Origin of the sequence: Thioalkalivibrio halophilus (assembly GCF_001995255.1) — a bacterium.
In the GTDB taxonomy this organism is placed as follows: Bacteria; Pseudomonadota; Gammaproteobacteria; order Ectothiorhodospirales; family Ectothiorhodospiraceae; genus Thioalkalivibrio; species Thioalkalivibrio halophilus.
In genome coordinates this window covers 16679-40246 of sequence record NZ_MUZR01000058.1, presented here as the reverse complement: position 1 = coordinate 40246, position 23568 = coordinate 16679, and the positions used below count along the sequence as shown (strand labels likewise).

The 23568-nt window shown below is 69.0% G+C and carries 22 protein-coding genes and 1 other RNA gene; 20 read left to right on the top strand and 3 right to left on the bottom strand.

The window, feature by feature from the left end; all coding sequences use genetic code 11:
- The first annotated feature begins 70 nt into the window (after positions 1-70).
- The 5 genes from petA (at position 71) to B1A74_RS12360 (ending at position 3989) form a co-directional block, all read left to right on the top strand.
- On the top strand, positions 71-676 hold the full coding sequence (petA, locus tag B1A74_RS12380) for a ubiquinol-cytochrome c reductase iron-sulfur subunit (protein ID WP_099049996.1): 606 nt from the start codon (positions 71-73) through the stop codon (positions 674-676).
- The gene (locus B1A74_RS12375; protein WP_019570425.1) at positions 676-2085 is read left to right on the top strand and encodes a cytochrome b; all 1410 of its coding nucleotides are present in this window, start codon (positions 676-678) and stop codon (positions 2083-2085) included. The genes petA and B1A74_RS12375 overlap by 1 nt, the downstream gene beginning before the upstream one ends.
- Entirely contained in the window at positions 2085-2828 is a 744-nt protein-coding gene (locus B1A74_RS12370; RefSeq protein ID WP_077244799.1) for a cytochrome c1, read from the top strand. Before B1A74_RS12375 ends, B1A74_RS12370 begins: the two co-directional genes overlap by 1 nt.
- 100 nt (positions 2829-2928) lie before the next feature.
- On the top strand, positions 2929-3555 hold the full coding sequence (locus B1A74_RS12365) for a glutathione S-transferase N-terminal domain-containing protein (protein ID WP_018947387.1): 627 nt from the start codon (positions 2929-2931) through the stop codon (positions 3553-3555).
- A complete protein-coding gene (locus B1A74_RS12360) occupies positions 3552-3989 on the top strand; it encodes a ClpXP protease specificity-enhancing factor (RefSeq protein ID WP_018947386.1) in 438 nt (145 codons plus the stop codon). Before B1A74_RS12365 ends, B1A74_RS12360 begins: the two co-directional genes overlap by 4 nt.
- A gap of 9 nt (positions 3990-3998) precedes the next feature.
- Here B1A74_RS12360 and B1A74_RS12355 read toward each other — a convergent pair whose 3' ends face one another.
- From B1A74_RS12355 to B1A74_RS12345, 3 genes are read right to left on the bottom strand one after another with little or no spacing between them, the layout of a single operon-like run.
- The gene (locus B1A74_RS12355) at positions 3999-5372 is read right to left on the bottom strand and encodes an FAD-binding oxidoreductase (RefSeq protein WP_077244798.1); all 1374 of its coding nucleotides are present in this window, start codon (positions 5370-5372) and stop codon (positions 3999-4001) included.
- Positions 5369-5725 carry a YraN family protein gene (locus B1A74_RS12350; protein WP_018947384.1) on the bottom strand — a complete coding sequence of 119 codons (357 nt, stop codon included), beginning with the start codon at positions 5723-5725 and terminating at the stop codon, positions 5369-5371. The genes B1A74_RS12355 and B1A74_RS12350 overlap by 4 nt, the downstream gene beginning before the upstream one ends.
- Positions 5725-7548: a penicillin-binding protein activator gene (locus B1A74_RS12345; protein ID WP_077244797.1), complete on the bottom strand. Its 1824-nt coding sequence runs from the start codon at positions 7546-7548 to the stop codon at positions 5725-5727. Before B1A74_RS12345 ends, B1A74_RS12350 begins: the two co-directional genes overlap by 1 nt.
- Before the next feature lie 105 nt (positions 7549-7653).
- Here B1A74_RS12345 and rsmI point away from each other — a divergent pair, with 105 nt between their 5' ends.
- The 15 genes from rsmI (at position 7654) to B1A74_RS12270 (ending at position 23526) form a co-directional block, all read left to right on the top strand.
- Positions 7654-8550 carry a 16S rRNA (cytidine(1402)-2'-O)-methyltransferase gene (rsmI, locus tag B1A74_RS12340; protein WP_018947382.1) on the top strand — a complete coding sequence of 299 codons (897 nt, stop codon included), beginning with the start codon at positions 7654-7656 and terminating at the stop codon, positions 8548-8550.
- A 51-nt stretch (positions 8551-8601) separates the two neighbouring features.
- Positions 8602-8956: RNase P RNA component class A (rnpB, locus tag B1A74_RS12335), an RNA gene on the top strand.
- 273 nt (positions 8957-9229) lie between these two features.
- Positions 9230-9670, top strand: a complete 441-nt coding sequence (mraZ, locus tag B1A74_RS12330; RefSeq protein ID WP_018947381.1) for a division/cell wall cluster transcriptional repressor MraZ — start codon at positions 9230-9232, stop codon at positions 9668-9670.
- A complete protein-coding gene (rsmH, locus tag B1A74_RS12325) occupies positions 9670-10605 on the top strand; it encodes a 16S rRNA (cytosine(1402)-N(4))-methyltransferase RsmH (protein WP_018947380.1) in 936 nt (311 codons plus the stop codon). The genes mraZ and rsmH overlap by 1 nt, the downstream gene beginning before the upstream one ends.
- Complete coding sequence (gene ftsL / locus B1A74_RS12320) at positions 10605-10889, top strand: cell division protein FtsL (RefSeq protein ID WP_018947379.1); 285 nt, start codon at positions 10605-10607, stop codon at positions 10887-10889. The genes rsmH and ftsL overlap by 1 nt, the downstream gene beginning before the upstream one ends.
- Complete coding sequence (locus B1A74_RS12315) at positions 10877-12589, top strand: peptidoglycan D,D-transpeptidase FtsI family protein (RefSeq protein WP_018947378.1); 1713 nt, start codon at positions 10877-10879, stop codon at positions 12587-12589. The genes ftsL and B1A74_RS12315 overlap by 13 nt, the downstream gene beginning before the upstream one ends.
- Positions 12586-14103 carry a UDP-N-acetylmuramoyl-L-alanyl-D-glutamate--2,6-diaminopimelate ligase gene (locus B1A74_RS12310; protein WP_018947377.1) on the top strand — a complete coding sequence of 506 codons (1518 nt, stop codon included), beginning with the start codon at positions 12586-12588 and terminating at the stop codon, positions 14101-14103. The genes B1A74_RS12315 and B1A74_RS12310 overlap by 4 nt, the downstream gene beginning before the upstream one ends.
- A complete protein-coding gene (locus B1A74_RS12305; RefSeq protein ID WP_077244796.1) occupies positions 14100-15473 on the top strand; it encodes a UDP-N-acetylmuramoyl-tripeptide--D-alanyl-D-alanine ligase in 1374 nt (457 codons plus the stop codon). The genes B1A74_RS12310 and B1A74_RS12305 overlap by 4 nt, the downstream gene beginning before the upstream one ends.
- Positions 15454-16536, top strand: a complete 1083-nt coding sequence (gene mraY / locus B1A74_RS12300; protein WP_024328184.1) for a phospho-N-acetylmuramoyl-pentapeptide-transferase — start codon at positions 15454-15456, stop codon at positions 16534-16536. The genes B1A74_RS12305 and mraY overlap by 20 nt, the downstream gene beginning before the upstream one ends.
- Positions 16536-17888: a UDP-N-acetylmuramoyl-L-alanine--D-glutamate ligase gene (gene murD / locus B1A74_RS12295; RefSeq protein WP_077244795.1), complete on the top strand. Its 1353-nt coding sequence runs from the start codon at positions 16536-16538 to the stop codon at positions 17886-17888. The genes mraY and murD overlap by 1 nt, the downstream gene beginning before the upstream one ends.
- Complete coding sequence (gene ftsW / locus B1A74_RS12290) at positions 17885-19093, top strand: putative lipid II flippase FtsW (RefSeq protein ID WP_077244794.1); 1209 nt, start codon at positions 17885-17887, stop codon at positions 19091-19093. Before murD ends, ftsW begins: the two co-directional genes overlap by 4 nt.
- Entirely contained in the window at positions 19090-20187 is a 1098-nt protein-coding gene (gene murG / locus B1A74_RS12285; RefSeq protein WP_077244793.1) for an undecaprenyldiphospho-muramoylpentapeptide beta-N-acetylglucosaminyltransferase, read from the top strand. Before ftsW ends, murG begins: the two co-directional genes overlap by 4 nt.
- Entirely contained in the window at positions 20184-21608 is a 1425-nt protein-coding gene (murC, locus tag B1A74_RS12280) for a UDP-N-acetylmuramate--L-alanine ligase (protein WP_024328181.1), read from the top strand. The genes murG and murC overlap by 4 nt, the downstream gene beginning before the upstream one ends.
- Positions 21605-22579 carry a UDP-N-acetylmuramate dehydrogenase gene (gene murB, locus B1A74_RS12275; RefSeq protein ID WP_077244792.1) on the top strand — a complete coding sequence of 325 codons (975 nt, stop codon included), beginning with the start codon at positions 21605-21607 and terminating at the stop codon, positions 22577-22579. The genes murC and murB overlap by 4 nt, the downstream gene beginning before the upstream one ends.
- Positions 22576-23526 carry a D-alanine--D-alanine ligase gene (locus B1A74_RS12270; protein ID WP_018947369.1) on the top strand — a complete coding sequence of 317 codons (951 nt, stop codon included), beginning with the start codon at positions 22576-22578 and terminating at the stop codon, positions 23524-23526. The genes murB and B1A74_RS12270 overlap by 4 nt, the downstream gene beginning before the upstream one ends.
- Positions 23527-23568 lie beyond the last annotated feature (42 nt).

Genomic DNA, 23568 nt, shown 5'->3' with positions numbered 1-23568 from the left:
TTCGAGCAGGCTGCGCCCGGCGGGTGCATCCTCGCATCACGCTTTCAACACGTTGTTTGGAGAGACAAGCATGGCAAACCAAGGCGTAAATCGAGGCCGTCGCCGGTTCCTCGTCGCCGCGACTTCGGTCGTGGGCGGGGCCGGTGTGGCTGCAGTAGCCGCACCGATGCTGGCGTCCCTGCAGCCGAGTGCGCGCGCCCAGGCGGCCGGGGCTCCGGTCGAGGTCGCCCTCGGCGAGATCGAACCGGGCCAGCGCATCTCCGTCGAATGGCGCGGCCAGCCCGTCTGGGTGGTCCGGCGCACGGACGAGATGATCGAAGGGCTGTCCAGGATCACGGACCGTCTGCGCGACCCGAACTCCGAAGTCGAGGAGCAGCAGCCTCCTTACGCCCAGAACGAACATCGTTCGATCGATCCCGAGTTCCTGGTCGTGATCGGCATCTGCACCCATCTGGGATGCTCGCCGACCTATCGTCCGGAAATCGGTGATCCCGAGATGGGGGCCGCCTGGCAGGGCGGCTGGCTGTGCGGCTGCCACGGTTCCCGCTTCGACATGGCCGGACGCGTCTACTCCAACATGCCGGCGGCCACCAATCTCGTGATCCCGCCGTACAAGTACCTCACGGACGACGTGATCCTGGTGGGCGAAGACGACGAAGAAGGAGGGACCGTCTGATGGCCAGTAATCCGGACGAAAAGATCCAGGGCGGCTTCCTGGGCTGGGTGGATGCACGCTTCCCCCTGTCCCAGATGTGGAACGACCACCTGGCCAAGTATTACGCGCCGAAGAACTTCAACTTCTGGTATTTCTTCGGCTCGCTGGCCCTGCTGGTGCTGGTCATTCAGATCGTCACCGGCATCTTCCTGACCATGTTCTACAAGCCGGACGCGGAGCTCGCCTTCTCGTCCGTCGAGTACATTATGCGTGACGTGGAATGGGGCTGGCTCATCCGCTACATGCATTCCACCGGCGCCTCGATGTTCTTCGTCGTGGTCTATCTGCACATGTTCCGGGCGCTCCTGTACGGCTCCTACAAGAAGCCACGCGAGCTGATCTGGATCTTCGGCATGCTGATCTATGTCGTGCTGATGGCCGAGGCCTTCGCCGGCTATCTGCTGCCGTGGGGCCAGATGTCCTACTGGGGCGCGCAGGTGATCGTGAACCTGTTCCAGACCATCCCGTACATCGGGCCGGAACTGGTGACCTGGATCCGCGGTGACTTTCTGCTGTCGGACGCCACGCTGAACCGCTTCTTCGCGCTGCACGTGGTGGCCCTGCCGCTGGTGCTGATCCTGCTGGTGGCCGCGCACATCATCGCGCTGCACGAGGTGGGCTCGAACAACCCCGACGGCGTCGAGATCAAGGCCCACAAGGACGAGAACGGCCTCCCGAAGGACGGCATCCCGTTCCACCCGTACTACACGGTGAAGGACATCGTGGGCGTGGGCGTGTTCCTGATCGTCTTCTTCGCCATCGTGTTCTTCGCGCCCGAGGGCGGGGGCTACTTCCTCAAGGCGGACAACTTCATCCCGTCCGATCCGCTGGTGACCCCCGACCTGATCCCGCCGGTCTGGTACTTCACCTCGATGTACTCGGTGCTGCGTTCGATTCCGGACCCGTTCCTGGGCGTGGTCGCGATGGGTGCCGCGGTGGTGATCCTGTTCGTCATCCCGTGGCTGGATCGCAACCCCGTGAAGTCGATGCGCTATCGCTCGTTCGCGGCCAAGTTCAACCTGGCGGTGTTCGTGGTGGCGTTCGTGATCCTCGGCTGGCTCGGCCTGCAGCAGGCCACCACCGCGGTCAGCGACATGAGCCTGCGCTTCGCTCAGGTGTACTTCCTGTTCTTCTTCCTGCTGTGGTTCCTGTCGCGGGAGCGTTCGGCCGGCTTCAGCATCCTGGCGTTCCTGGTGCTGGTCGCGATCTACACGTTCTACGACGTGGTCCGCTTCGATCCGGACGAGGCCTCCCTGATCATGTGGGGCTGGCTCATCCCGACCGTTTATCTGTTCGTGACCATGGTGGCCCCCGTGTTCGCACGTGGACTGGGCCGTGACCGTGCCGTTCCGCAAAGGGTGACTTCGTGATGAAAAAGCTGATTGCTGCAACCTTCGTGGGCCTTGCGGCCCTGCTGACGATGCCGGCGGCTTCCGCCGCCGGCTACGATGGCGACCTGATGTCGGCCAACGTGGACGTCTCCAATCAGAACGCGCTGCAGCGGGGTGCCCGCCTGTTCGCGGACAACTGCATGGGATGCCACTCGACCAAATACGAGCGTTACAACCGGGTGGGCAAAGGCATCGGCCTGACCGAAGAGCACATGGAAGAGCACTTCGTCTTCGTCACCGACGAAGAGGGTGATCCGGTGGGTGTCGGTTCGCTGATGGAGATCGCCATGGAAGACGACTATGCCGAAGAAGCCTTCGGCGTCGTCCCGCCGGATCTGACCCTGACCGCCCGCATCCACGGCGAGGACTGGCTGTATACCTTCCTCAAGTCGTTCTACCGCGACGAGTCCCGTCCGCTGGGCGCCAACAACGCCGTCTTCGACAATGTCGGCATGCCGCATGTCCTGTGGCACAAGCAGGGCTGGCAGGAGCTGGTCGAGGACGAGGATGGCAACGAACGCCTGGAACTGGTCGAGAGCGGCAGCATGAGTCCGACCGAATACGATCGAGCGGTGCGCGACATCGTCACCTACCTGTCGTACATCGGCGAACCCGTGCAGCTGGAGCGCCAGCGTATCGGGGTATTCGTGATGATCTTCCTCGCCTTCTTCACCGTGCTGGCGTACTTCTTGAAAAAGGAATACTGGAAGGACGTACACTAGGCGGGACGAGCCGTAGTCGGCGCACCCCGGATGCCCGGGGTGCGCCGGCATCCTGTACCGTCGACCCGGCGGAACCCCATGCCGGGCTAGGGAGAATGCCATGGCGCTGGTCGCCAACCGCCGTTCCGTTATGACGCTGTTTTCTGCACACGACTGCGTGCGCTGTCACCGGGTGCGCATCATCCTCGCCGAGAAGGACATCGCGGTGGACGTGATCAATCTCGGGCCCGACGACATGCCCGAAGATCTCTCCGACCTGAACCCGTACAACGAGGTCCCCACCCTGGTGGACCGGGATCTGGCCCTGTACGGGACCCATGTCATCACCGAGTATCTCGACGAACGCTTCCCGCATCCGCCCCTGATGCCGGTGGATCCGGTCTCCCGCGCGGCCGCGCGTCTGGCGCTCTATCGCGTCGAGCGCGACTGGTACGAGGGACTGGACAACCTCGCGAAGGCTTCGGGTTCCGGGGTCAGCAAGGCCCGCAAGGTGCTCAAGGAGAGCTTCATCGCGTCCGGCGAGATCTTTGAACTCAAGCCGTACTTCCTGAGCGACGAGTTCAGTATCGTGGATGCGGCCATCGCCCCGGTCATCTGGCGGCTGCCGGCCGTGGGCATCGAACTGGAAAGCCTGCCGCAGGCGATCCAGGACTATGCCGAACGGGTGTGCCGGCGCGAATCCTTCTCCATCAGCCTCACCGAAGCCGAACGGGAGCTGCGTCTTTGACTTCTTCCCGCCCCTATCTGCTGCGTGCCCTGTGGGACTGGATCACCGACAACGGCATGACACCGCACCTGCTGGTGGATGCCACGGTCGACGGCACGGCCGTGCCGGACGCGTTCGTCGAGCAGGGCAAGATCACCCTGAATGTGGGCCCCACGGCCGTGCAGGGTCTGGAGCTGGGCGACGAGTACGTGTCGTTCTCGGCGCGGTTCGCCGGCAGTCCGATGGATGTCTTCGTGCCGCAGACCGCGGTGATGGCCATCTACGCGCGCGAGAACGGCCAGGGGATGATGTTCGGTAGCGAGCCCGGGCCGGATCCGGACCCCGGTCCCGGAGACGGGCCGCCGGATGACGGTGATGACACGGGTGATGGCGGCGAGGGTGGCGACGAGGCGCCCCGGCGCAAGGGCGGCCCGTCCCTGACCGTGGTCAAGTAAGGGCGGTCGTCAGGGCGCGGGCGGCGCCTTCCCCGGATTGAGGATCCCGTCCGGATCGAACACCGCCCGCACCCCTTCCATCAGCGTCAGTGCGGCCGGATCCAGTTCGCGATCCACGAACGGTCGCTTGACCAGTCCCACACCATGTTCCCCCGACAGGCTGCCGTCGAGCGACAGGACGAGGCGGAACACTTCATCCAGACACACTTCGGCCCGTTGCATCTCTTCCGGGTCGTCCGGATTGACCAGCAGATTCACGTGGATGTTGCCGTTGCCGGCGTGGCCGAAATTGACGATGCGGATGGCATGCCGCTCGGCCAGCTCCTCGAGGCCGCGGATGAGGGCGGGGATCCGCGATACCGGCACCACGACATCTTCGTTGATCTTCTTCGGGGCAATGGTCCGCAGCGCCGGTGACAGGGCCTTGCGTACCTGCCAGAGACGGTCCATCGCCTCGGGTGTGTCGGCGACATCCACGCTCAGGGCCCCTTCGGCGGCCGTCCGGCGGATTCCGTCGGTCCGGGTCTCGATGATCTCGGCAGGACCGTCGGACTCGATCATCAGGATGGCTCCGGCGGCTTCCGGCAGTTCCACCCCGCCATAACCGCGGATCATCCCGATAGCCGAGCGATCCATGAACTCCAGCGCCGAAGGCGACTCCGCGCGCGCCATCAGTCTTGCGACTGCCCGGGCCGCCGCATCGATGGTCGGGTAGACCGCCTGCAGCAGGCGGGTGCACTCCGGACGGGGTGTCAACTTGAGGGTCGCTTGGGTGATGATCCCCAGAGTTCCCTCCGAGCCGATCAGCAGGCGGGTGAGGTCGTAGCCGACCACGCCCTTGTTGGTGCGTACGCCGGTGCGAAAGTGCTCCCCGGTGCCTGCGACGGCCTCCAGACCCAGCGTATTGTCGCGCGGTGTACCGTACTTCACCGCGTGCGGCCCGGCCGAGTTGTAGGCAAGATTCCCTCCCAGGGTGCAATACGCGGCACTGGTCGGATCGGGGGGCCAGAAGAACCCGTGTTCGCCTGCCGCGGCCTGAATCTCGGCGTTGGTGACCCCGGGTTCGGCAATCAGCCACCGATTCGCGGGATCCACATCCACGATGCGGTTCATGCGCTCCAGTGACAGCACCAGTCCGCCGCGGTCGGGAACCGCCGCGCCGGTTGTGCCCGTGCCCCGGCCGCGCGCCACCAGCGGCGCCCCGAGGCGCCGGCACAGGCGTACAAGTTCCACGACGGTCTGACTGTCGCGGGCGAACGCCACGGCTTCGGGCGCGGCGTGCAGGCGCGAATTGTCGGCGCCATAGGCCCAGCAGTCCGCCGGGTCCAGCAGGCGGTCCTCCGGCGGCAGCAGACGTTCGATCTCGCGCGCCAGATCGCTCATGAGTCGTCCGCCCGGATCGCGTCCACGATCCATTCCACCCCGCCATCACCGTCCAGCGCCACCACGTCGAAGCGCGCCGGGCCGTTCCAGTCTTCCTCCAGCATCCAGGTTTCCGCCATGCGCACCAGCTTGCGGCGCTTGCGCCGGTCGACGCTCTCCAGTCCGCCTCCGTAATCCTGATTGCTGCGCATGCGGACCTCGACGAAGACCACGGTGTCCCCCTCACGCAGAACCAGGTCCAGCTCGCCCCAGGGCCGCCGGACATTGCTGGCCACCAGGCGCAGCCCGCGATCCTGGAGATAGCGCGCGGCGCGTTGTTCGGCCTGCTGGCCGGATTCTCCCGGACGGAACATCAGTCCGAGGGAGTCGCGGCGTCCAGCCGCCGGGGTTCACCACGAACGAACCGCGCCCAGGCCGGCGTCCGCTGCCAGTCACCGGTCAACGGGTTGAGTTGCCACTCGCCGGCGGTACCGACGAGCGTCGTATGCGGGGCCGCGTAGCTAGTGTCGGCGCGTACGGCCAGGCGCCGGGCGTCCATGCCCAGGGCATAGAAGCGCGGCAGCCCGGATTGTTCCCGCAGCGGCTCGGCTCCGGTGTTCCCGAGCGCGGCGATTTCACTGAACAGACCGGGCGCATCCGGAAATGCGATCCCGTTGAGATCGCGGTCGCGCGAGGCGTCGGGGCGGCCCGGATAGACATGTGGCGTGGACATCATCGGCAGGCGCGACGCCTGGTGGAAGTGCAGATGCGGCGCGATGCGGCGTACGTCGGCAGCGCTGCCCGCGACGAAGATGTAACCGACATCGGCGCGAATCTGCGGGTCGCCTTCAAGACCGAGTCCGAGGCGCCGGGACACCGACGCAATGCGCTCGCGACTGCGATCAATCCCGACGTGGGCGGCGATGCGGTCGTTGAGGTCCCCGGCACGGGTGTCCACTCGCGCCACCTCCCGTGGGGATGCCCCGTGTTCCTCGGCGGCCAGTGACCATGCGGATGCCAGGCGATCACCGAAGGCCCCCTCGGCGATGATGCCGAGGCCGGCGCCCCAGCCGGTGCGAGCCGCGCGGTCGGCAACGGCACGGGCGTCGGCCTCGGGATCCAGCGCCAGTGCGGTCACGCCGCGCGGCAGGGCGTTGGCGGTGCGGTTGAGGAGCACCCCGGGCCGATGTTCCTCGAGGTCGGCGACCGCGGCGACGGCATCGCGCTGCAGCGGGCCGATAATGTGATCGGCACCTTCGAGTACTGCATCCCGGTAAAGCGCAACGGCCTGGCGTGGATCGCCCCGGGTGTCGCGCACCCGGAGCTGCCCCTGGCCGTCGGCATAATGTGCCCGGGTGATGCCGTCGAGAACCGCCTCTCCCAGGCCGGCCAGATTGCCCGACAATGGCAGCAGGACCACCGTATCTCCGGCCGGATCCGCGCTGGCGGGTGACGCGGCGAGCAGTTCCGGGAGATGGCTGTTCGCGGGATGCCGGGGGAAGGCTTGCTGCCAGCGTCGGGCGAACGTTTCCGCCGCAGCGGCATCGTCCGCCCGGCCCAGTCCCCGGAACAGATCGTGCCAGCCATCGGCCCCGACGATGTTCTCGCGCCCGAGTCGTTCCCGCTGGGTCGGGCGCAGGGCGGCCATCAGGCCCCAGATCCGCTCATGGTTGGCGGTCTGCAGATCGGGTTCCAGGGTCAGCAGCGGATCCAGCCGAAAGCGCACATTCAGGGCCTGATACCATTGCTGTTCCCATTCCAGCAGCCGGGCATGCAGCTCCATGCCGCGCCGATGGAATTCCGGGGTGCGTGTCGGATCATCCGGATCGTCGGCCCCCAGGCGCTCGGCCGCGAGGTCGGCCTCCCCGCGGTGCCAGGCCAGCCAGCCGCCGCGCACGCGGTCGGCAAGCGGGCGTGGCTTCGCGTCGGGCAAGCGGTTCCAGGCCGCCTCCGCGCGTTCCAGCAGCGGTTCCGGGACCGGGTCCAGCGCCAGCACCGCGTCGATTGCGGCCCGCAATTCCTCCGGCTCGGCCTGCTCGTCCGGCAACGCCTCGATCCGCTCGAGCCGATGCTCGGCCAGCGGCTCGGGGGCCAGTTCGATCTCGGCCGGGATTTCGGGGTCCGGGTCCGGTGTCGCCGCGGGATCCGGTTGCGGCGCAGCGCAGGCGGCCATCAGGCCGGCCGCCAGCAGTACCATGAGCGGGCGCGTCAGGCCCGGGCCCGGCACGGAGCGGTGTAACGGGCGGAGGGGGAGCGGGAGTCGGTTCACGGCAGACATCGGATTGGCGATAAGGAGTCAGTATTGGAAGCGCGCGAAACAGTGTCAACGCAGGGCGGAACCCTGTGGGTGGTGGCCACCCCGATCGGCAACCGGGCCGATCTGGGGCAGCGCGCCCGGGATGTATTGTCGCATGTCTCGCGCATCGCGGCGGAGGATACGCGTCACAGCCGCGCGCTGCTGGCGCCGCTGGGCATCGACACGCCGCTGGTCAGTCTGCACGAACACAACGAAGAACAGCGCGTCGCGGGCCTGCTCGCGCAGCTGGCCGCGGGCGAAGATGTGGCGCTGATCTCGGATGCGGGCACCCCGCTGGTGTCGGATCCCGGGTTTCGCCTGGTCCGCGGGGCCCGCGAAGCCGGCCATGCCCTGCGCGCCGTGCCCGGCCCGAGCGCCCCCCTGGCCGCGCTGGCGGTCTCGGGGATGCCGAGCGACCGGTTCTGTTTTGACGGTTTCCTGCCGCACGCCGCCGGCGCGCGCGAAAGACGCCTGGCCGAACTGCTGGCGCGTCCGCAGACCGGCATCGTGTTCGAGTCCGCGCATCGCATCCTTGCGGCGGCCCGGGAGCTGGCGGCGCAGGCCCCGGACCGCTCCGTGTTCCTGGGGCGCGAGCTGACCAAGCAATACGAGGAACATTATTACGGTCCGGCCGGCCGCCTGCCCGAATGGCTGGAGGCGGATGCCTGGCGTACGCGCGGCGAATTCGTGCTGGTGCTGGCCCCGGCGCCGGCCGTCGACGAAGACGGCGACGCGCTGTCGGGTGAACAGGAACGGCTGCTTGCCGGCCTGGTCGCCGAGCTTCCGGTCAAGCGGGCCGCGCGCCTGCTGGCGGACGCCACCGGGCTGCCGCGCAATCGGCTCTACGCCCGCGCGCTGGAACTGCAGCAGGCGGACCGCGAAGAGGGCGATGATCCCGCCTGACTGCCTCGGATATCCTTGCATCCGGAGCAGGGCGCGGGTAAAAGGGAGGCGGGAGTCGGCCGGGCGGTCGCTGCGTCCGTGTGGCGTGGAGGAAAGTCCGGGCTCCGCAGGGCAGGACGCCAGGTAACACCTGGGCGGCGCGAGCCGACGGAAAGTGCAGCAGAAAACATACCGCCGATGGCCCGGCTCGTCCGGGCACAGGCAAGGGTGAAATGGTGCGGTAAGAGCGCACCGCACGGCTGGTAACAGTCCGTGGCACGGTAAACCCCGTCCGGAGCAAGGCCAAATAGGGGTGCATGGTGTGGCCCGCATCGCACCCGGGTAGGCTGCTTGAGGCGTCTGGTGACGGACGTCCCAGATGAATGATCGTTCTCGACAGAACCCGGCTTACAGGCCGGCTCCCACTTTTCCCCACCATTGTCCCCGCGTCTCTCGCGTGCCCCGGCCGGGCGCTCGCGAAATGATCAAGTGATTTCTCAAGAGTTCGAGCCAGGCATCTGGTTTTGAACGTATCTTTCCCCGTTCCTGTATCTCTTGTGCAGAGGCTCATAAGTCTCTGTGATGCAAGGCTTATTTTTCTCTGGCAAGCCCGTTTTTCCTTGACCCTCAACAGGGGTGTACCTATAGTGGATTGAAGTGGGAAAAAGTGGGAGAAGGTGGGAATCCACCGTACACGGCCATGTTCCGAGGCGTCAGTCAGCTCAATCTGGATGCGAAGGGGCGCCTCGCCATGCCGGCGCGCTATCGCGACGAGCTTGTGGCGTCCTGTGATGGCCAGCTGGTGGTGACCGTTCATCCCGATCGCTGTCTCCTGATGTACCCGCGGCCCGAATGGGAACGGGTCGAGCAGAACCTGATGTCGCGCCCCAATCTCAAGCCAGCCGTAGTCCGGCTGCAGCGGCTTCTGGTCGGTCATGCCTCCGACTGCGAGCTCGACGGCAACGGTCGTCTGCTGTTGCCGCAGCCGCTGCGCAAGTTCGCCGGCATGGACAAGCAGGTCGCCCTGCTGGGGCAGGGCAAGAAGTTCGAGATCTGGGACCAGGCTACGTGGGATCAGCGCTGCGAGGAGATGTTCGATGAAGGCATCGATGCAAATGAACTCGAGTCGATCTCGCTGTGATGCAGGAACAGCGACAGGCCCATGTCCCGGTCATGCTGGACACCGTGCTCGAGGGGCTGGCGGTGCGCGCTGATGGTTTTTACGTGGACGGTACTTTCGGACGGGGCGGGCACAGCCGCGCCTTGCTTGACCGTCTGGGGCCGGACGGTCGCCTGCTGGCGATGGACCGGGATCCCGAGGCGGCCGAGGCCGCCTCTTCGTTTCTGGGGGACCCGCGTTTCGCGTTCGAGTCGGCGCCTTTCTCGTCCATGGCCGAGGTGCTGCGGCAGCGCTACCCCGATCGCCGGCCGGATGGCGTGTTCCTCGATCTCGGGGTGTCATCGCCGCAGCTGGACGATGCCGCGCGCGGTTTCAGTTTCCAGCATGACGGCCCGCTGGACATGCGAATGGACCCGTCGTCCGGTGAAAGCGCGGCCGACTGGCTGGCGCGCGCGGAGGAAAAGGAGATCGCGGACGTGATCTACCAGTACGGCGAGGAGCGTTTCTCGCGGCGCATCGCCCGCGCGATCGTGCGCGCCCGTGCCGAGGGTCCGATCACTCGCACTGCGCGTCTGGCGGATCTGGTGCGTGGCGCGGTGCCGCGCCGCGAACCCGGCAAGCACCCCGCGACGCGAACCTTCCAGGCCCTGCGCATCTTCGTGAACGCGGAGCTGCGGGAGCTGGAGACCTGGCTTGAAACCATCCCCGAGGTTCTGCCGTCCGGGGCGCGCCTGGTGGTTATTGCCTTCCATTCGCTGGAGGACCGCATGGTCAAGCGGGCCTTCCGCGGGGACCGTGACGATGCGCCGCGCATCCCGCGCGGGCTGCCGGTCATGCCGGAGGTCGAAGCGCCCCCGCTGCGCCCGCTGGGCAAGCCGGTGCGGGCCGACGCCGGGGAACAGCAACGCAATCCGCGGGCACGCTCGGCCGTGCTGCGCGTGGCGGAGCGCAACTGATGGTCTGGCGCGGGCTCGCGATCGTCGCGCTGTCGGTGGGCGCGTTTGCGTCGGCGATTGGCGTGGTGGTGGCGCGCCACGAGGCGCGTCAGGCGTTTGTCGAGCAGCAGGCGGTGCTGGCCGAGCGCGACCGGCTCAACCTGGAATGGACCCGGCTGCAGATCGAGCAGTCTACCTGGGCGACGCCCGGGCGTATCGAGCGTCACGCGCGCGAGGAACTTGGCATGTCGCGCCCCGATGCGGATCGCCTCGTGGTGATCGGGAGGGACGCATGGGTGCGCTGAAACGCGAAATCTCAATGGGTCGGCTGCGGACGCTGGTCGTCCTGCTGGTCCTGGTGCTGATCGCGCTGGTACTGCGCGCCGCCGATCTGCAGATGTTCAAGAGCGAGTTCCTGTCCGCCCAGGGGGAGGCGCGTCAGGTGCGCACGCTGACCGAGACCGCCCACCGCGGTGCGATCACCGATCGCCATGGCGAACCGCTGGCGATCTCCGCACCGGTGCAGACCGTGTGGGCGCATCCGGGGGCGCTGCTGGAGGCGCGCGAGCGCTGGGGCGAGCTGGCCGCGGCCCTGGATATGGACCGCGAGATCCTGGCGGAGCGGATCGAGAGCCGCGCCGACCGCGAGTTCGTCTATCTGCGTCGGCACATGCTGCCGGCGCGGGCCGAAGCCGTGGCCGCCCTGCGCGTGCCCGGAGTGTCCCTGACGCGCGAGTTCCGCCGTTACTATCCGCATGGTGAGGCGGTAGCGCATGTGCTGGGCTACACCGACATCGACGACCAGGGCCAGGAAGGGGTCGAGCTCGCGTTCGACTACTGGCTCTCGGGGCAGCCGGGCGCCAAACGGGTGTTGCGCGACCGGCATGGTCGCACCATCCGCGACGTTGCCAGCATCCGTCCGGCGCGTGAAGGCAATCCCCTGCAGCTGACGCTGGACGCGCGGCTGCAGTTCCTCGCCTACCGCGAACTCAAGGCTGCGGTGCAGCGTCACGATGCGCGCGGCGGATCGGCCGTGCTGCTGGATGCGCGCAGCGGCGACATCCTCGCAATGGTCAATCAGCCCGGTTTCAACCCCAACAATCGCAGTTCAATCCGCTCCGACCGCGCTCGCAACCGGGCGGTCGTGGACGCGTTCGAACCCGGCTCGGTCATCAAGCCGTTTACCGTCGCGGCGGCCCTGGATGCCGATGCGGTCGACCCACACGTGACCCTGGACACCGCGCCCGGCACCATGCAGGTGGGGCGTCTGACGGTCCGCGATCTGCGCGACTACGGCACCATCGACCTGACTACGCTGATCGCGCGGTCCTCCAACGTGGGCGCAACGCGTCTCGCCCTGGACACCGAGCCGGCCGATTTCTGGCAGACGCTGCACCGCGCCGGTTTCGGACAGGCAACCGGCCTGCATTTTCCGGGCGAGGCGCGTGGCACCCTGCGCGACTTCACCGCCTGGCGCGAGGTCGAGCAGGCCACGCTCGGTTACGGTTACGGGCTCGCGGTCACGCCGCTGCAGCTGGCTGCCGGCTATACGGCCTTTGCCAATGACGGGCGTCGCCTGCCGGTGCGCCTGGTCGAGACCGCGGATGATGCCCGCGAGCCGCAACGGGTGATGACCGCGGACACCGCCGGACGCCTGCGCGCGATGATGGAACACACCGTGGGCAGCGAGGGCACCGCGCGCCAGGCCGTGATCGACGGATATCGGGTCGCCGGCAAGACCGGCACCGCGCGCAAGGCGGTGCGCGGCGGTTATGCCGAGGACCGTTACTACTCCAGTTTCGTCGGTCTGGTCCCGGCATCCGAGCCACGGTTCGTCATGGCGGTGGTCGTGGACGAACCCGCCGACGTGCATTACGGCGGGGCGGTGGCGGCGCCGGTGTTCCGCGAGGTCACCGCCTCGGCCCTGCGCATGTACAACGTGCGTCCGGACGCGATGCCCGAGATCCCGATGCAGCTCGCCACCGGCGAGGAGGCGCAGCCATGACCGCCGCGGCGACCGATCCACGGGTGGCCGGGGTGGATCTGCACGCGCAGTTCCCCGAGGCTCTGGATGGTCACGGCCCGCTGGTCGTGACCGACCTTGTGCAGGACAGCCGCGCGGTGACCCCGGGCGCCGGGTTCGTGGCCCTCCGGGGAACCCGCGAGCACGGTCTGGCCCACGCCGAGGATGCCGCGGCGCGCGGCGCCGGCGTGATCCTGTGGGACGAGGCCGATGCGGGCCCCTCCGCCGCCTCGCCTGGCGCGCCCTGCGTTCATGTTCCGGGGCTGCGTGCTCTGCTGCCAGCCATGGCGCAGCGGGTATTCGGTGCCTGGCCGGAGGCCGCGCCGATCGTCGCGGTGACCGGCACCGATGGCAAGACCTCGGTGACACATCTGATCGCAGCGGCACTCGAACGTCTGGGTACCCCGGCCGGCCTGGTCGGCACCCTGGGCGTCGGGCGTCCGGGGCAGCTGCACCCGGCCGGGCACACGACCCCGGGCGTGCTCGAGCTCCACCGGCATCTGGCCGGGCTGGCGCGCGAAGGCTGCGAAGCCGCGGCGCTGGAGGCCTCTTCGCACGGGCTCGTCCAGGGGCGTCTGGACGGGGTCCCGGTGCGCGTCGCGGTGCTGACCCGCCTGGGCACGGATCATCTGGACTTCCATGGCAGCCAGGCCGCATATGCCGAGGCCAAGGCCACGCTGTTCGACCGCCCGGGACTGTGCACGCGGGTGATCAACGCCGATGACGAGCTTGGTCACGAGCTCCTGCGCCGTCCGGTGCCCGAGGGCATCACCGACGTCACCTGGGGGCTGGAGTCTTCCGCAGCGATGGCGCGCGCCGAGGCCATCCAGGCCGGCCCGGAGGGACTGCACTTCGTCCTCGTTGCCGACGGGCGGCGCGTGCCGGTGCGGTCGCGGCTGTACGGACGGTTTCAGGTCGAGAACCTGCTGGCCACTCTGGCCGCCCTGCATGCCCTCGGACATGCCTGGGAGGCCGCCGCGGACGCGGTGGCCGAGCTGCCCGGGGTCCCCGGCCGCATGGAGCGCCACGATCTGCCGGGCGGAGCCCAGCTGGTGGTCGATTACGCCCACACCGCGCAGGCCCTGGAGGCCGCATTGAGTGCGTTGCGTCCGCACGTGCGTGGCCGCCTCTTTGTGGTCTTCGGCTGCGGCGGCGATCGCGACCGGGGCAAGCGTCCGGCGATGGGGCGCGTGGCCATGCGTGCCGCGGACCGGGTGATCGTGACCGATGACAATCCGCGCCACGAGGATGCGGCGGCCATCCGCCAGGCGGTGCTGCAGGGCTGTGACGATCCCGCGCGCTGCCGCGAGATGGGCGACCGCGAAGCCGCGGTGCGTACCGCGGTCGCCGATGCCGGGCCGGGCGACATCGTGCTGCTGGCGGGCAAGGGGCACGAAACCACCCAGCAGATCGGTGACCGGTTTCATCCATTCAGTGATCGCGAGCTGGCCGCCCGGCTGGCGCGCGAGGGGATTTCCGGGGAGGGGGAGCGATGATCCGGATGACGGCCGGAGAACTGGCGACCGCCGTGGGCGGGCGCCTGCAGGGGGACGCCGGGGTGGCATTCACCGGCGTGTTCAGCGACACGCGTACCCCGCGTGAAGGCGGGCTGTTCGTCGCCCTGCGCGGTCCGAACTTTGATGCCCATGACCATCTGCACGCCGACTTGCCGGCACCGGTGCTGCTGGTCCGCCGCGCCCGCGAAGACCTGCCGCAGACCCAGGTGGTGGTGCCCGACACCGGCGAGGCCCTGGGGCGGCTGGCCGCGACCTGGCGCAGGCGGTGCCGCGCGCGGGTGATCGCGCTGACCGGCTCCAACGGCAAAACCACCACCCGCGAGATGCTGCGCTCGATCCTCGCGCGCATGGGGCGGGTGCATGCCACCGAAGGCAACCTGAACAACGAGATCGGGACACCGCTGACCCTGCTGGCGATGCCGGAGGATACCGATTTCGCGGTGATCGAACTGGGCGCCAACCACGCCGGCGAGATCGGCCGCATGGCCGCATGGACTCAGCCGCACGTCGCCATGATCACCAACGCCGGTCATGCGCACCTCGAAGGCTTCGGCAGCCTGGAAGGCGTGGCCCACGCCAAGGCCGAGATCTACTCGGGCCTGCCGGCCCAGGGCGGGACCGCGGTGGTGAATCTGGACGACCCGTTCGCCGACTACTGGCTGTCGCTCAACGAGCATCATCATCTGCAGCGCTTCTCCCTCGAGGGGGGCGGCGAGGTCGAGGGCGTGTGGGTCGCCCCGGATCGCCTGCGCCTCACGATCCTCGGTGCCAGCCGCGAGATCCGCCTTGCCGGTCCCGGCCGCCATGTCGCGGCGAATGCCGTGGCGGCCGCTGCCGCCGCCAATGCCGCGGGCGCCGCGATCGACATCATCGCGCAGGGACTGAGCGACTGGCGCCCGGTGGCCGGCCGCCTGCAGGCACTGCAGCACGCAGGCGGTGCCCGCATCTGGGACGACAGCTACAACGCCAACCCCGATTCTCTGCGGGCCGGTCTGGAGGTGCTGGCGGCGGTGCCCGGTCGGCGCATCCTGGTGCTGGGGGAAATGGGCGAGCTGGGCGGCGATGCAGCGGCCCTGCACGTGGCCACCGGGCGGGAGGCCCGAGCAATGGGGATCGATTTCTGCCTGGCGCTCGGCGAGCTGGGCCGCGAAACCGCTGATGCCTTCGGCGAGCAGGGCGAGTGGTTCCCCGATCATGCCGCACTGGTCGCGCGTCTGCAGGGGTTGCTGGACGAGCGAACCACCGTGCTGGTCAAGGGTTCGCGCAGCCAGCACATGGAATCCATCGTGGAGGCGCTGGACGCGCAGCCCCTGAACCCGGAGGCGGCGGATGCTGTTCGCACTGACTGAATATCTCGCCCAGTTCCATACCGGGTTCACGGTCTTCCAGTACCTGACCCTGCGCGCCATCCTCGGGGTGGTCACGGCGCTGGCGATCGCGCTCCTGATCGGTCCCTCGGTGATTCGCCGTCTGACCCTGGGCAAGGTGGGCCAGAACATCCGCGAGGACGGCCCCGAATCGCACCTGAGCAAGGCCGGCACGCCCACCATGGGCGGTGCGCTGATCCTGGTGGCCGTGGCGGTGGCCACCCTGCTGTGGAGCGACCTGACGAATCGTTTCGTCTGGATCGTGCTGCTGACCACGCTGGCCTTCGGCGCCGTCGGCGGCTGGGATGACTACCTCAAGCTGCGTTACGGCAACAGCCAGGGGCTGTCGGCGAAATCCAAGCTGCTGTGGCAGACCCTGTTCGCCCTGGTGGCCGCCGGGGTGATCATGCTCACGGCCCAGGATCCGGTGGAAACCACCTTCTATCTGCCGGTGTTCAAGGACATCGAATTCAGTCTGGGCTGGCTGTTCATCCCGCTGGTGTGGCTGGTGGTGGTGGGCTCGTCCAATGCGGTCAACCTGACCGACGGGCTCGACGGGCTGGCCATCATGCCGGCGGTGCTGGTGGCCGGTGCGCTGGGCATCTTCGCCTATGCCGCGGGCCATGCGGTGTTCGCCGACTATCTCGGCATTCCCGCGGTCCCCGGGGTTGGCGAGGTGGGCATCTTCGCCGCCTCGCTGGTGGGGGCGGGGCTCGGCTTCCTGTGGTTCAACACCTATCCCGCGCAGGTGTTCATGGGCGATGTCGGGGCCCTCGCCCTGGGCGCGGCGCTGGGGATGATGGCGATCTTGACCCGCCAGGAGATCGTGCTGCTGATCATGGGCGGCGTGTTCGTGCTGGAGACCGTCTCGGTCATGCTGCAGGTCGCCTCGTTCAAGCTGACCGGACGGCGGATGTTCCGCATGGCGCCGCTGCATCACCACTTCGAACTCAAGGGCTGGCCGGAGCCGCGCGTGATCGTGCGTTTCTGGATCCTGACCGTGGTGTTCGTCCTCATCGGTCTGGCGACCCTGAAGGTGCGCTGATGGAACGGGTGCGAAGCGACAACCTGATCGTCGGGCTGGGCGCCACCGGGCAGTCGGTGGCGCGTTACCTGCTCGCGCGCGGGATGTCGTTCGCGGTCACCGATACCCGTCGCGAGCCGCCGGCCTGTGACGATCCCGAACTGGCGCGGATCCTGAACGAGCGTTGGGTCGGCCCGCTGGACGGCCTGGATGCGAGCGGGGTGCGTCGCCTGATCGTCTCGCCCGGGGTGGCCCTGGAGCACCCGGTGATCGCCGCCGCCAGTGAGGCCGGCGCCGAAGTCACCGGGGATATCGACCTGTTCGCCCGCGAGGCCGGAGCCCCGGTGATCGCGATCACCGGTTCCAACGGCAAGAGCACGGTGACCGCGCTGGTCGGCGAGCTGCTGGATGCGGCCGGCTACGCGGTGGCGGTGGGGGGCAACTACGGGACCCCGGCGCTGGACCTGCTGGAACGTGACCCGGAGGTGTTCGTGCTGGAGCTGTCCAGCTTCCAGCTGGAACGGTGTCACGAGCTTGCGCCCGCTGCTGCCGTAGTGCTCAACCTGTCGCCGGATCACCTCGATCGCCATCCCGACATGGCCGCCTACCTGCGCGCCAAGCAGCGGGTGTTCCGCGGCGCGCGGCGCGGACTGCTCAATCGTGACGACCCGATGGTGGCGGAGCTGACCACCCCGCCGGGCATGGCGCGCGAGACCTTCGGTCTGGGCGCGCCGGCGGCGGACGCCGACTGGGGCGTGTGTGTCGGCGGTCACGGGGAGGGACCGCAACTGTGTCGCGGCGGCCAGGCCCTGCTGGAGACCGCGCGCCTGCGCATGCGCGGCCAGCACAACTGGGCCAACGCCCTGGCCGCACTGGGCCTGGTCTGGCCGTGGCTGGACTCGGCGGGGCGCCGGGCGCGGGCCCTGGCGGCGCTGGCCGATTTCCCGGGGCTGCCGCATCGCTCGCAGTGGATCGCCTCGGTCGACGGCGTGGACTGGATCAACGATTCCAAGGGCACCAACCTCGGTGCCACCCTGGCCGCACTGCGCGGCACGCCCGGGCCGCTGGTCCTGATCGCGGGCGGGCAGGCCAAGGGGCAGGATTTTGCCCCGCTGGCCGATCAACTGGCCGGCAAGGTGCGCGGCGCGGTGCTGCTGGGCGAGGACGCGCCGTTGATCGCGCGTGCCCTCGCCCCGGTGGTGCCAGTGCAGCGGGTCGACGACATGGATGCGGCGGTGGCGCATGCCGCGGAATGGGCGCAGCCGGGTGACACCGTGTTGCTGTCGCCCGCCTGCGCCAGCCTGGACATGTATCCGGACTATCGCGCCCGGGGTGATGACTTCGCCCGGGCCGTGCGGGAGCTGGCCGCATGAGCGCCCCGGTCAGCCAGCCGACTTCGCCCATGGTCCGGCGCCTGCAGCAGGAGGTGGACCTGCCGCTGCTGGCGTTGACCGCGGCGCTGGTCGCGCTGGGGCTGGTGATGGTCGCTTCGGCCTCCATGGAGATGGGCGCGCGTGATTTCGGCAATGCCTGGCACTTTCTGCAGCGCCAGGTGTTGTTTGCCGCGCTGGGTACGATGGCCGCGGTGGCGGCATGGAACGTGCCGCTGGCGCGCTGGGAACGCGCTGGCCCGTGGCTGCTGGCGCTGTTCCTGCTGATCCTGGTGGTGGTCCTGCTGCCCGGCGTCGGACGCACGGTCAACGGGGCAACCCGCTGGATCCCGATCGGAGCGTTCAACCTGCAGGTGGCCGAGCTGGCCAAGCTGCTGGTGGTGATGTACCTGGCGGGCTACATCGTGCGTCATTATTCCACCCTGCGCCTGCAGCTGGCCGGGTTCGTGCGTCCGCTGGTGGTGCTGGGGGCCGGTACCGTCCTGCTGTTGCTGCAGCCGGATTTCGGCGGGGCCGCGATCATGCTGGCGATCGGCATGGGCATGCTGTTCCTCGCCGGCGCTCGCCTGTCGCAGTTCCTCGCGCTGGGGGGCACGATCGCGGCGGGCATGGCGGTCGCCGCGGTTGCGGCGCCTTACCGCATGGCTCGCCTGACGGCCTTCATGGACCCGTGGCAGGACCCGTTCGCGAGCGGTTTTCAGCTGACCCAGTCGCTGATCGCGATCGGCTCCGGCGGGGTGACCGGGTCGGGGCTGGGCGGCAGCGTGCAGAAGCTGTTCTACCTGCCGGAGGCGCATAACGATTTCCTGTTCGCGGTGTTCGCCGAGGAGTTCGGTTTCTTCGGCGTGCTGGTGCTGATCGCACTGTTCGCAGGACTGGTCTGGCGCTGCCTGCGCATCGGCCTGGAGGCCCAGCGCAGCGGTCATGCCTTCGGTGCCCATCTGAGCTTCGGCGTGGCGATCTGGCTGGGCCTGCAGGCGGCCCTGAACATGGGCGTGAACATGGGGCTGCTGCCGACCAAGGGGATGACCCTGCCGTTTTTGTCCTACGGCGGCAGTTCGCTGATCGTCAGTATGATTGCGGTCGGTCTGGTACTGCGGGTGGCCCGCGAGGCGCGGACCCCGGCGCCGGCCCCGGTGCCTCGCCGGCGTTCGCGCGCCGCCCGGCAGAGCGGAGGTGCGGCATGACGGCCCCGCGCGTGCTGATCATGGCCGGCGGTACCGGCGGCCATGTCTTCCCCGGGCTGGCGGTGGCCGAGGCCCTGCGCGAGCGCGGGGTCGAGGCGGTCTGGCTGGGGACTCGTGCGGGCGTGGAGGCGCGCCTGGTGCCGCAGGCCGGGATTGACCTGCATACCCTCCCGATCACGGGCCTGCGTGGCAAGGGGCTGCTCGGGCTGGCCTTCGCCCCCTGGCGCCTGGGGCTGTCGTTGTGGGCGGCCCTGTTGCTGCTCCGGCGCATTCGCCCGCATGCGGTGATCGGTTTCGGCGGGTTTGCCGCGGGACCCGGCGGGCTGATGGCCGCGGCCCTGGGACGCCCCCTGGTGATTCACGAACAGAATGCGGTGGCCGGCCTGACCAATCGCTGGCTGGCGAAGGTCGCCGACCGCGTGTTCGCCGGTTTCGACGGTGCGTTCCCGCCCGGGGTGCGCGCCACGCGGGTTGGCAATCCCGTGCGCTCCGCGATCGCGGCCCTGCCCGCCCCGGGCGAGCGCTACGCCGCACGCGGCGGGCCGCTCAATGTGCTGGTCCTGGGGGGCAGCCTGGGCGCGCGTTCGCTGAATCACGCGGTGCCCGCCGCGCTCGGCCTGCTGCCGTCGGAGCAGCGCCCGCAGGTCCTGCACCAGGCCGGCTCACGCACCCTGGAAGAAGCCCGCGCGGCGTATGCCGACGCCGGGGTGGAAGCCACGGTCACCGAGTTTATCGCGGACATGGAGGCGGCCTGGGCCGAGGCGGATCTGGTGATCTGTCGCGCCGGAGCGCTGACCGTAGCCGAAGTGGCGGCCGCCGGTGTGGCCGCGGTGTTCGTGCCGTATCCGCATGCGGTGGACGATCACCAGTATGCGAATGCCGAGGCCCTGGTGGACGCCGGGGCGGCCTGGCGTTTCCGCGATGCCGAGCTGGAGCCGCAGGCGCTGGCGAAGCTGCTGGGCTCGCTGGACCGCGAGACCCTGCGCGACCGTGCCGAACGCGCGCGGGCGCTGGCCTGCCCCGACAGTGCCGCGCGCCTCGCCGATGTCTGTGTGGAACTGGCGGGGCCGGGCCCCGCGGGGGAGGGATCATGAGCCACGCGCGCCTGCCGGAACATGCGATGCGCCGCATCCGCCGGATCCACTGCGTGGGGATCGGCGGCTCCGGGATGAGCGGCATCGCGGAGGTGCTGCATCAGCTGGGTTACCGGGTCTCCGGTTCGGACCTGGGCCGCTCGCCGATGATCGACCGCCTGGTGGAGATGGGCGTGCGCGTGGTCGGCGAGCACCGGCCGGAGAACGTGGCCGAGGCCGACGTGCTGGTGGTGTCTTCGGCCATCGATCCGTCCAATCCCGAGGTCGCCGCGGCGCGCGAGCGCGGTATCCCGATCGTGCGGCGTGCCGAGATGCTGGCGGAACTGATGCGTTTCCGCTTCGGGATTGCGGTCGCCGGGACCCATGGCAAGACCACCACGACCAGTCTGGTGGCCAGCGTGCTGGCGGAGGCGGGCATGGATCCGACCTTCGTGATCGGCGGGCGGCTCAATTCCACCGCCAGCCACTCGAGCCTGGGCGCCGGTGACTACCTGGTGGCCGAGGCCGACGAGAGCGATGCCTCGTTCCTGCATCTGCAGCCGCTGCTCGCGATCGTGACCAACATCGATGCCGATCACCTGGGGACCTATGGCAATGATTTTCGCCAGCTGCACGAGACCTTTCTCGAGTTCCTGCACCACCTGCCCTTCTACGGGCTGGCGATCCTGTGCGCCGATGACCCGCAGGTGCGCGAGCTGATGCCGGAGCTGGAACGCCCGCGGCTGACCTACGCGATCGATGCCGAGGCCGACGTGCGTGCCCTCGATGTGCGCCAGGAAGGCGTGCAGACGCATTTCCGCCTGCAACTGCCGGAGGCCGGTGAGCCGTTCCCGGTCACCCTGAATCTCCCGGGGCGCCACAACGTGCTCAATGCCCTGGCCGCGGCGGCCGTGGCCTGGGAGCTGGAGGCCCCGCGCGAGGCGATCGCCACGGCGCTCGAACGCTTCCAGGGCATCGGGCGGCGGTTCCAGGTCCACGAGTGGGCGGGGCCGGCCGGGCCGGTGACGCTGGTCGACGATTACGGTCATCACCCGCGCGAGATCGCCGCGACCCAGGCCGCGGCGCGGGATGCCTGGCCCGGTCGCCGGCGGATCACCGTGTTTCAGCCGCATCGCTACACCCGCACCCGCGACCTGTTCGAGGACTTCGTGGAGGCGCTGTCGGAGACCGACGTGCTGATCCTGCTGGAGGTGTATGCCGCGGGCGAGGCGCCGATCGCGAGCGCAGACGGGCGCAGCCTGGCGCGGGCCATCCGTCTGCGCGGCCAGGTCGAGCCGATTTTCGTGGAACAGGCCGCGGACGTGGCCGGCGTGCTGGAGGGGCTGCTGCAGGCGGATGACGTGATCATCGCTCAGGGGGCGGGCGACATCGGTCGCCTGGCGGCCCTGCTGCCGCAAGAGCTAACCGGAGGTGGCGCATGACACCGCTGGACCCTGCCCTGGCCGCGGCGCGTCATCTGCACGAGCTGCAGCCACGCGGCGAACTGCAGGCGCGGGCACCGCTGGCGCCGCTGACCTCATGGCGTGCCGGCGGGCACGCCGACTGGCTGTTCCGCCCGGCGGACCGCGAGGATCTCGCGAACCTGCTGGCGCAGGTCGCCCGCCTCGCGCCGGACCTTCCGATCACCTTTCTTGGCCTCGGCAGCAACGTCCTGGTGCGCGACGGCGGCATTGCCGGGCTGGTGGTGCATCTGCAGGGCGTTCTGGCCGAGCGGAAACGCCTGGACGGCGACCGGGTGTTCCTGGGCGGCGGGCTGGCCTGTGCCCAGGCTGCGCGCTTCTGTGCCCGCGAGGGCCTGGTGGGGGCGGAGTTCCTTGCCGGCATCCCCGGCACCGTGGGCGGCGCCCTGCAGATGAACGCCGGGGCCTGGGGCGGCGAGACCTGGCCCCTGGTGGAATCGGTGGAGGTGATCGATCGTGAGGGTCGCCTGGAAACCCGCCGCCCGGATGCGTTCCGGGTGGGTTACCGCCGGGTCCAGGGGCTCGATCCGCGCGAGCGCCTGTGGTTCACCGGGGCGACTCTGCGTCTGAGCCCGGGCGACCCGGAGGCCGGTACCCGGCGCATCCGCGAACTGCTGCGCGAACGCTCGGCGAAACAGCCGCTGGGTCAGCCGTCGTGCGGTTCGGTGTTCCGCAATCCGGAAGGCGATCACGCTGCACGCCTGATCGAGGCCGCCGGGCTCAAGGGCCTGCGCGCCGGCGCGGCCGAGGTCTCGCCGGTGCATGCCAATTTCATCACCCACGACGGTACGGCGCGGGCGGAAGATATCGAGCGCCTGATCGACACCGTGCGCAATACGGTGGAGCAGCGGTTCGGCGTCCGCCTGGAGCCGGAGGTACGCATCCTGGGCCGCTTCATCGACCCGGGCGACGACAGCGAGGGAACGGCATGAATCGTAACGACGCAGAGCCCCGCGACTATGGCCGGGTGGCGGTATTGATGGGCGGCTGGTCCGGCGAGCGCGAGGTCTCGCTGGCCAGCGGCAACGCCGTGCTGGCGGCCCTGCGACGTCAGGGCGTGGATGCGCATCCGGTCGATCTCACGCGGGCGCACATGGGGCATTTGCACCTCCCCCTGGAGGGGTTCGACCGGGTCTTCATCGCGCTGCATGGAGAGTGTGGCGAGGACGGGGCCCTGCAGGGCTGCCTGGACCTGGCCGGCATGCCTTACACCGGCACCGGCGTGCTGGGTTCCGCCCTGGGGATGGACAAGCTGGCCTGCAAGCGACTGTGGACCGGGAGCAACCTGCCCAGTGCGCCCTACCGGTTGCTGAACCCGGGGTTCGACCCGGATGCGGTGGCCGAGGCGCTGGGGCTGCCCCTGATCGTGAAGCCGGCCCGCGGGGGCTCGAGCCTGGGCATTACCCGGGTGGATCGGGCGGCCGATCTCCCGGCCGCCTGGGAGGCGGCGCGCAGCCAGCCCGGGCAGGTCTTCGCCGAACAGTGGATCGAGGGCCACGAATACACCGTGGCCATCCTCGACAACCAGCCGCTTCCGGTGGTCGAGATCCGTGCCGACGGCGGGTTCTACGACTACCACGCGAAATACGAGTCGGACCGCACCGGGTATGTCTGCCCGCCGCCGCTGGATGAAAGCTCGTTGCTGGAATTGCAGTCACTGGCGCTGGGTGCGTTTGCCGCGCTGGAAGCCTGCGGCTGGGGACGGGTCGACATCCTGCAGGACGAGCACGGCGACAACCATCTGATCGAGATCAACACCGTGCCCGGCATGACGGATCACAGCCTGGTGCCCAAGGCGGCGGCCGAGGCGGGGATCGATTTCGACACCCTGTGCCTGCGCATCCTGGACTCCAGTTTCCAGTGCGGAGGGCTGCGATGAATCGCCGGCGCACCCCGCCGGCAGCGCGCTTCGCGCGGCTGC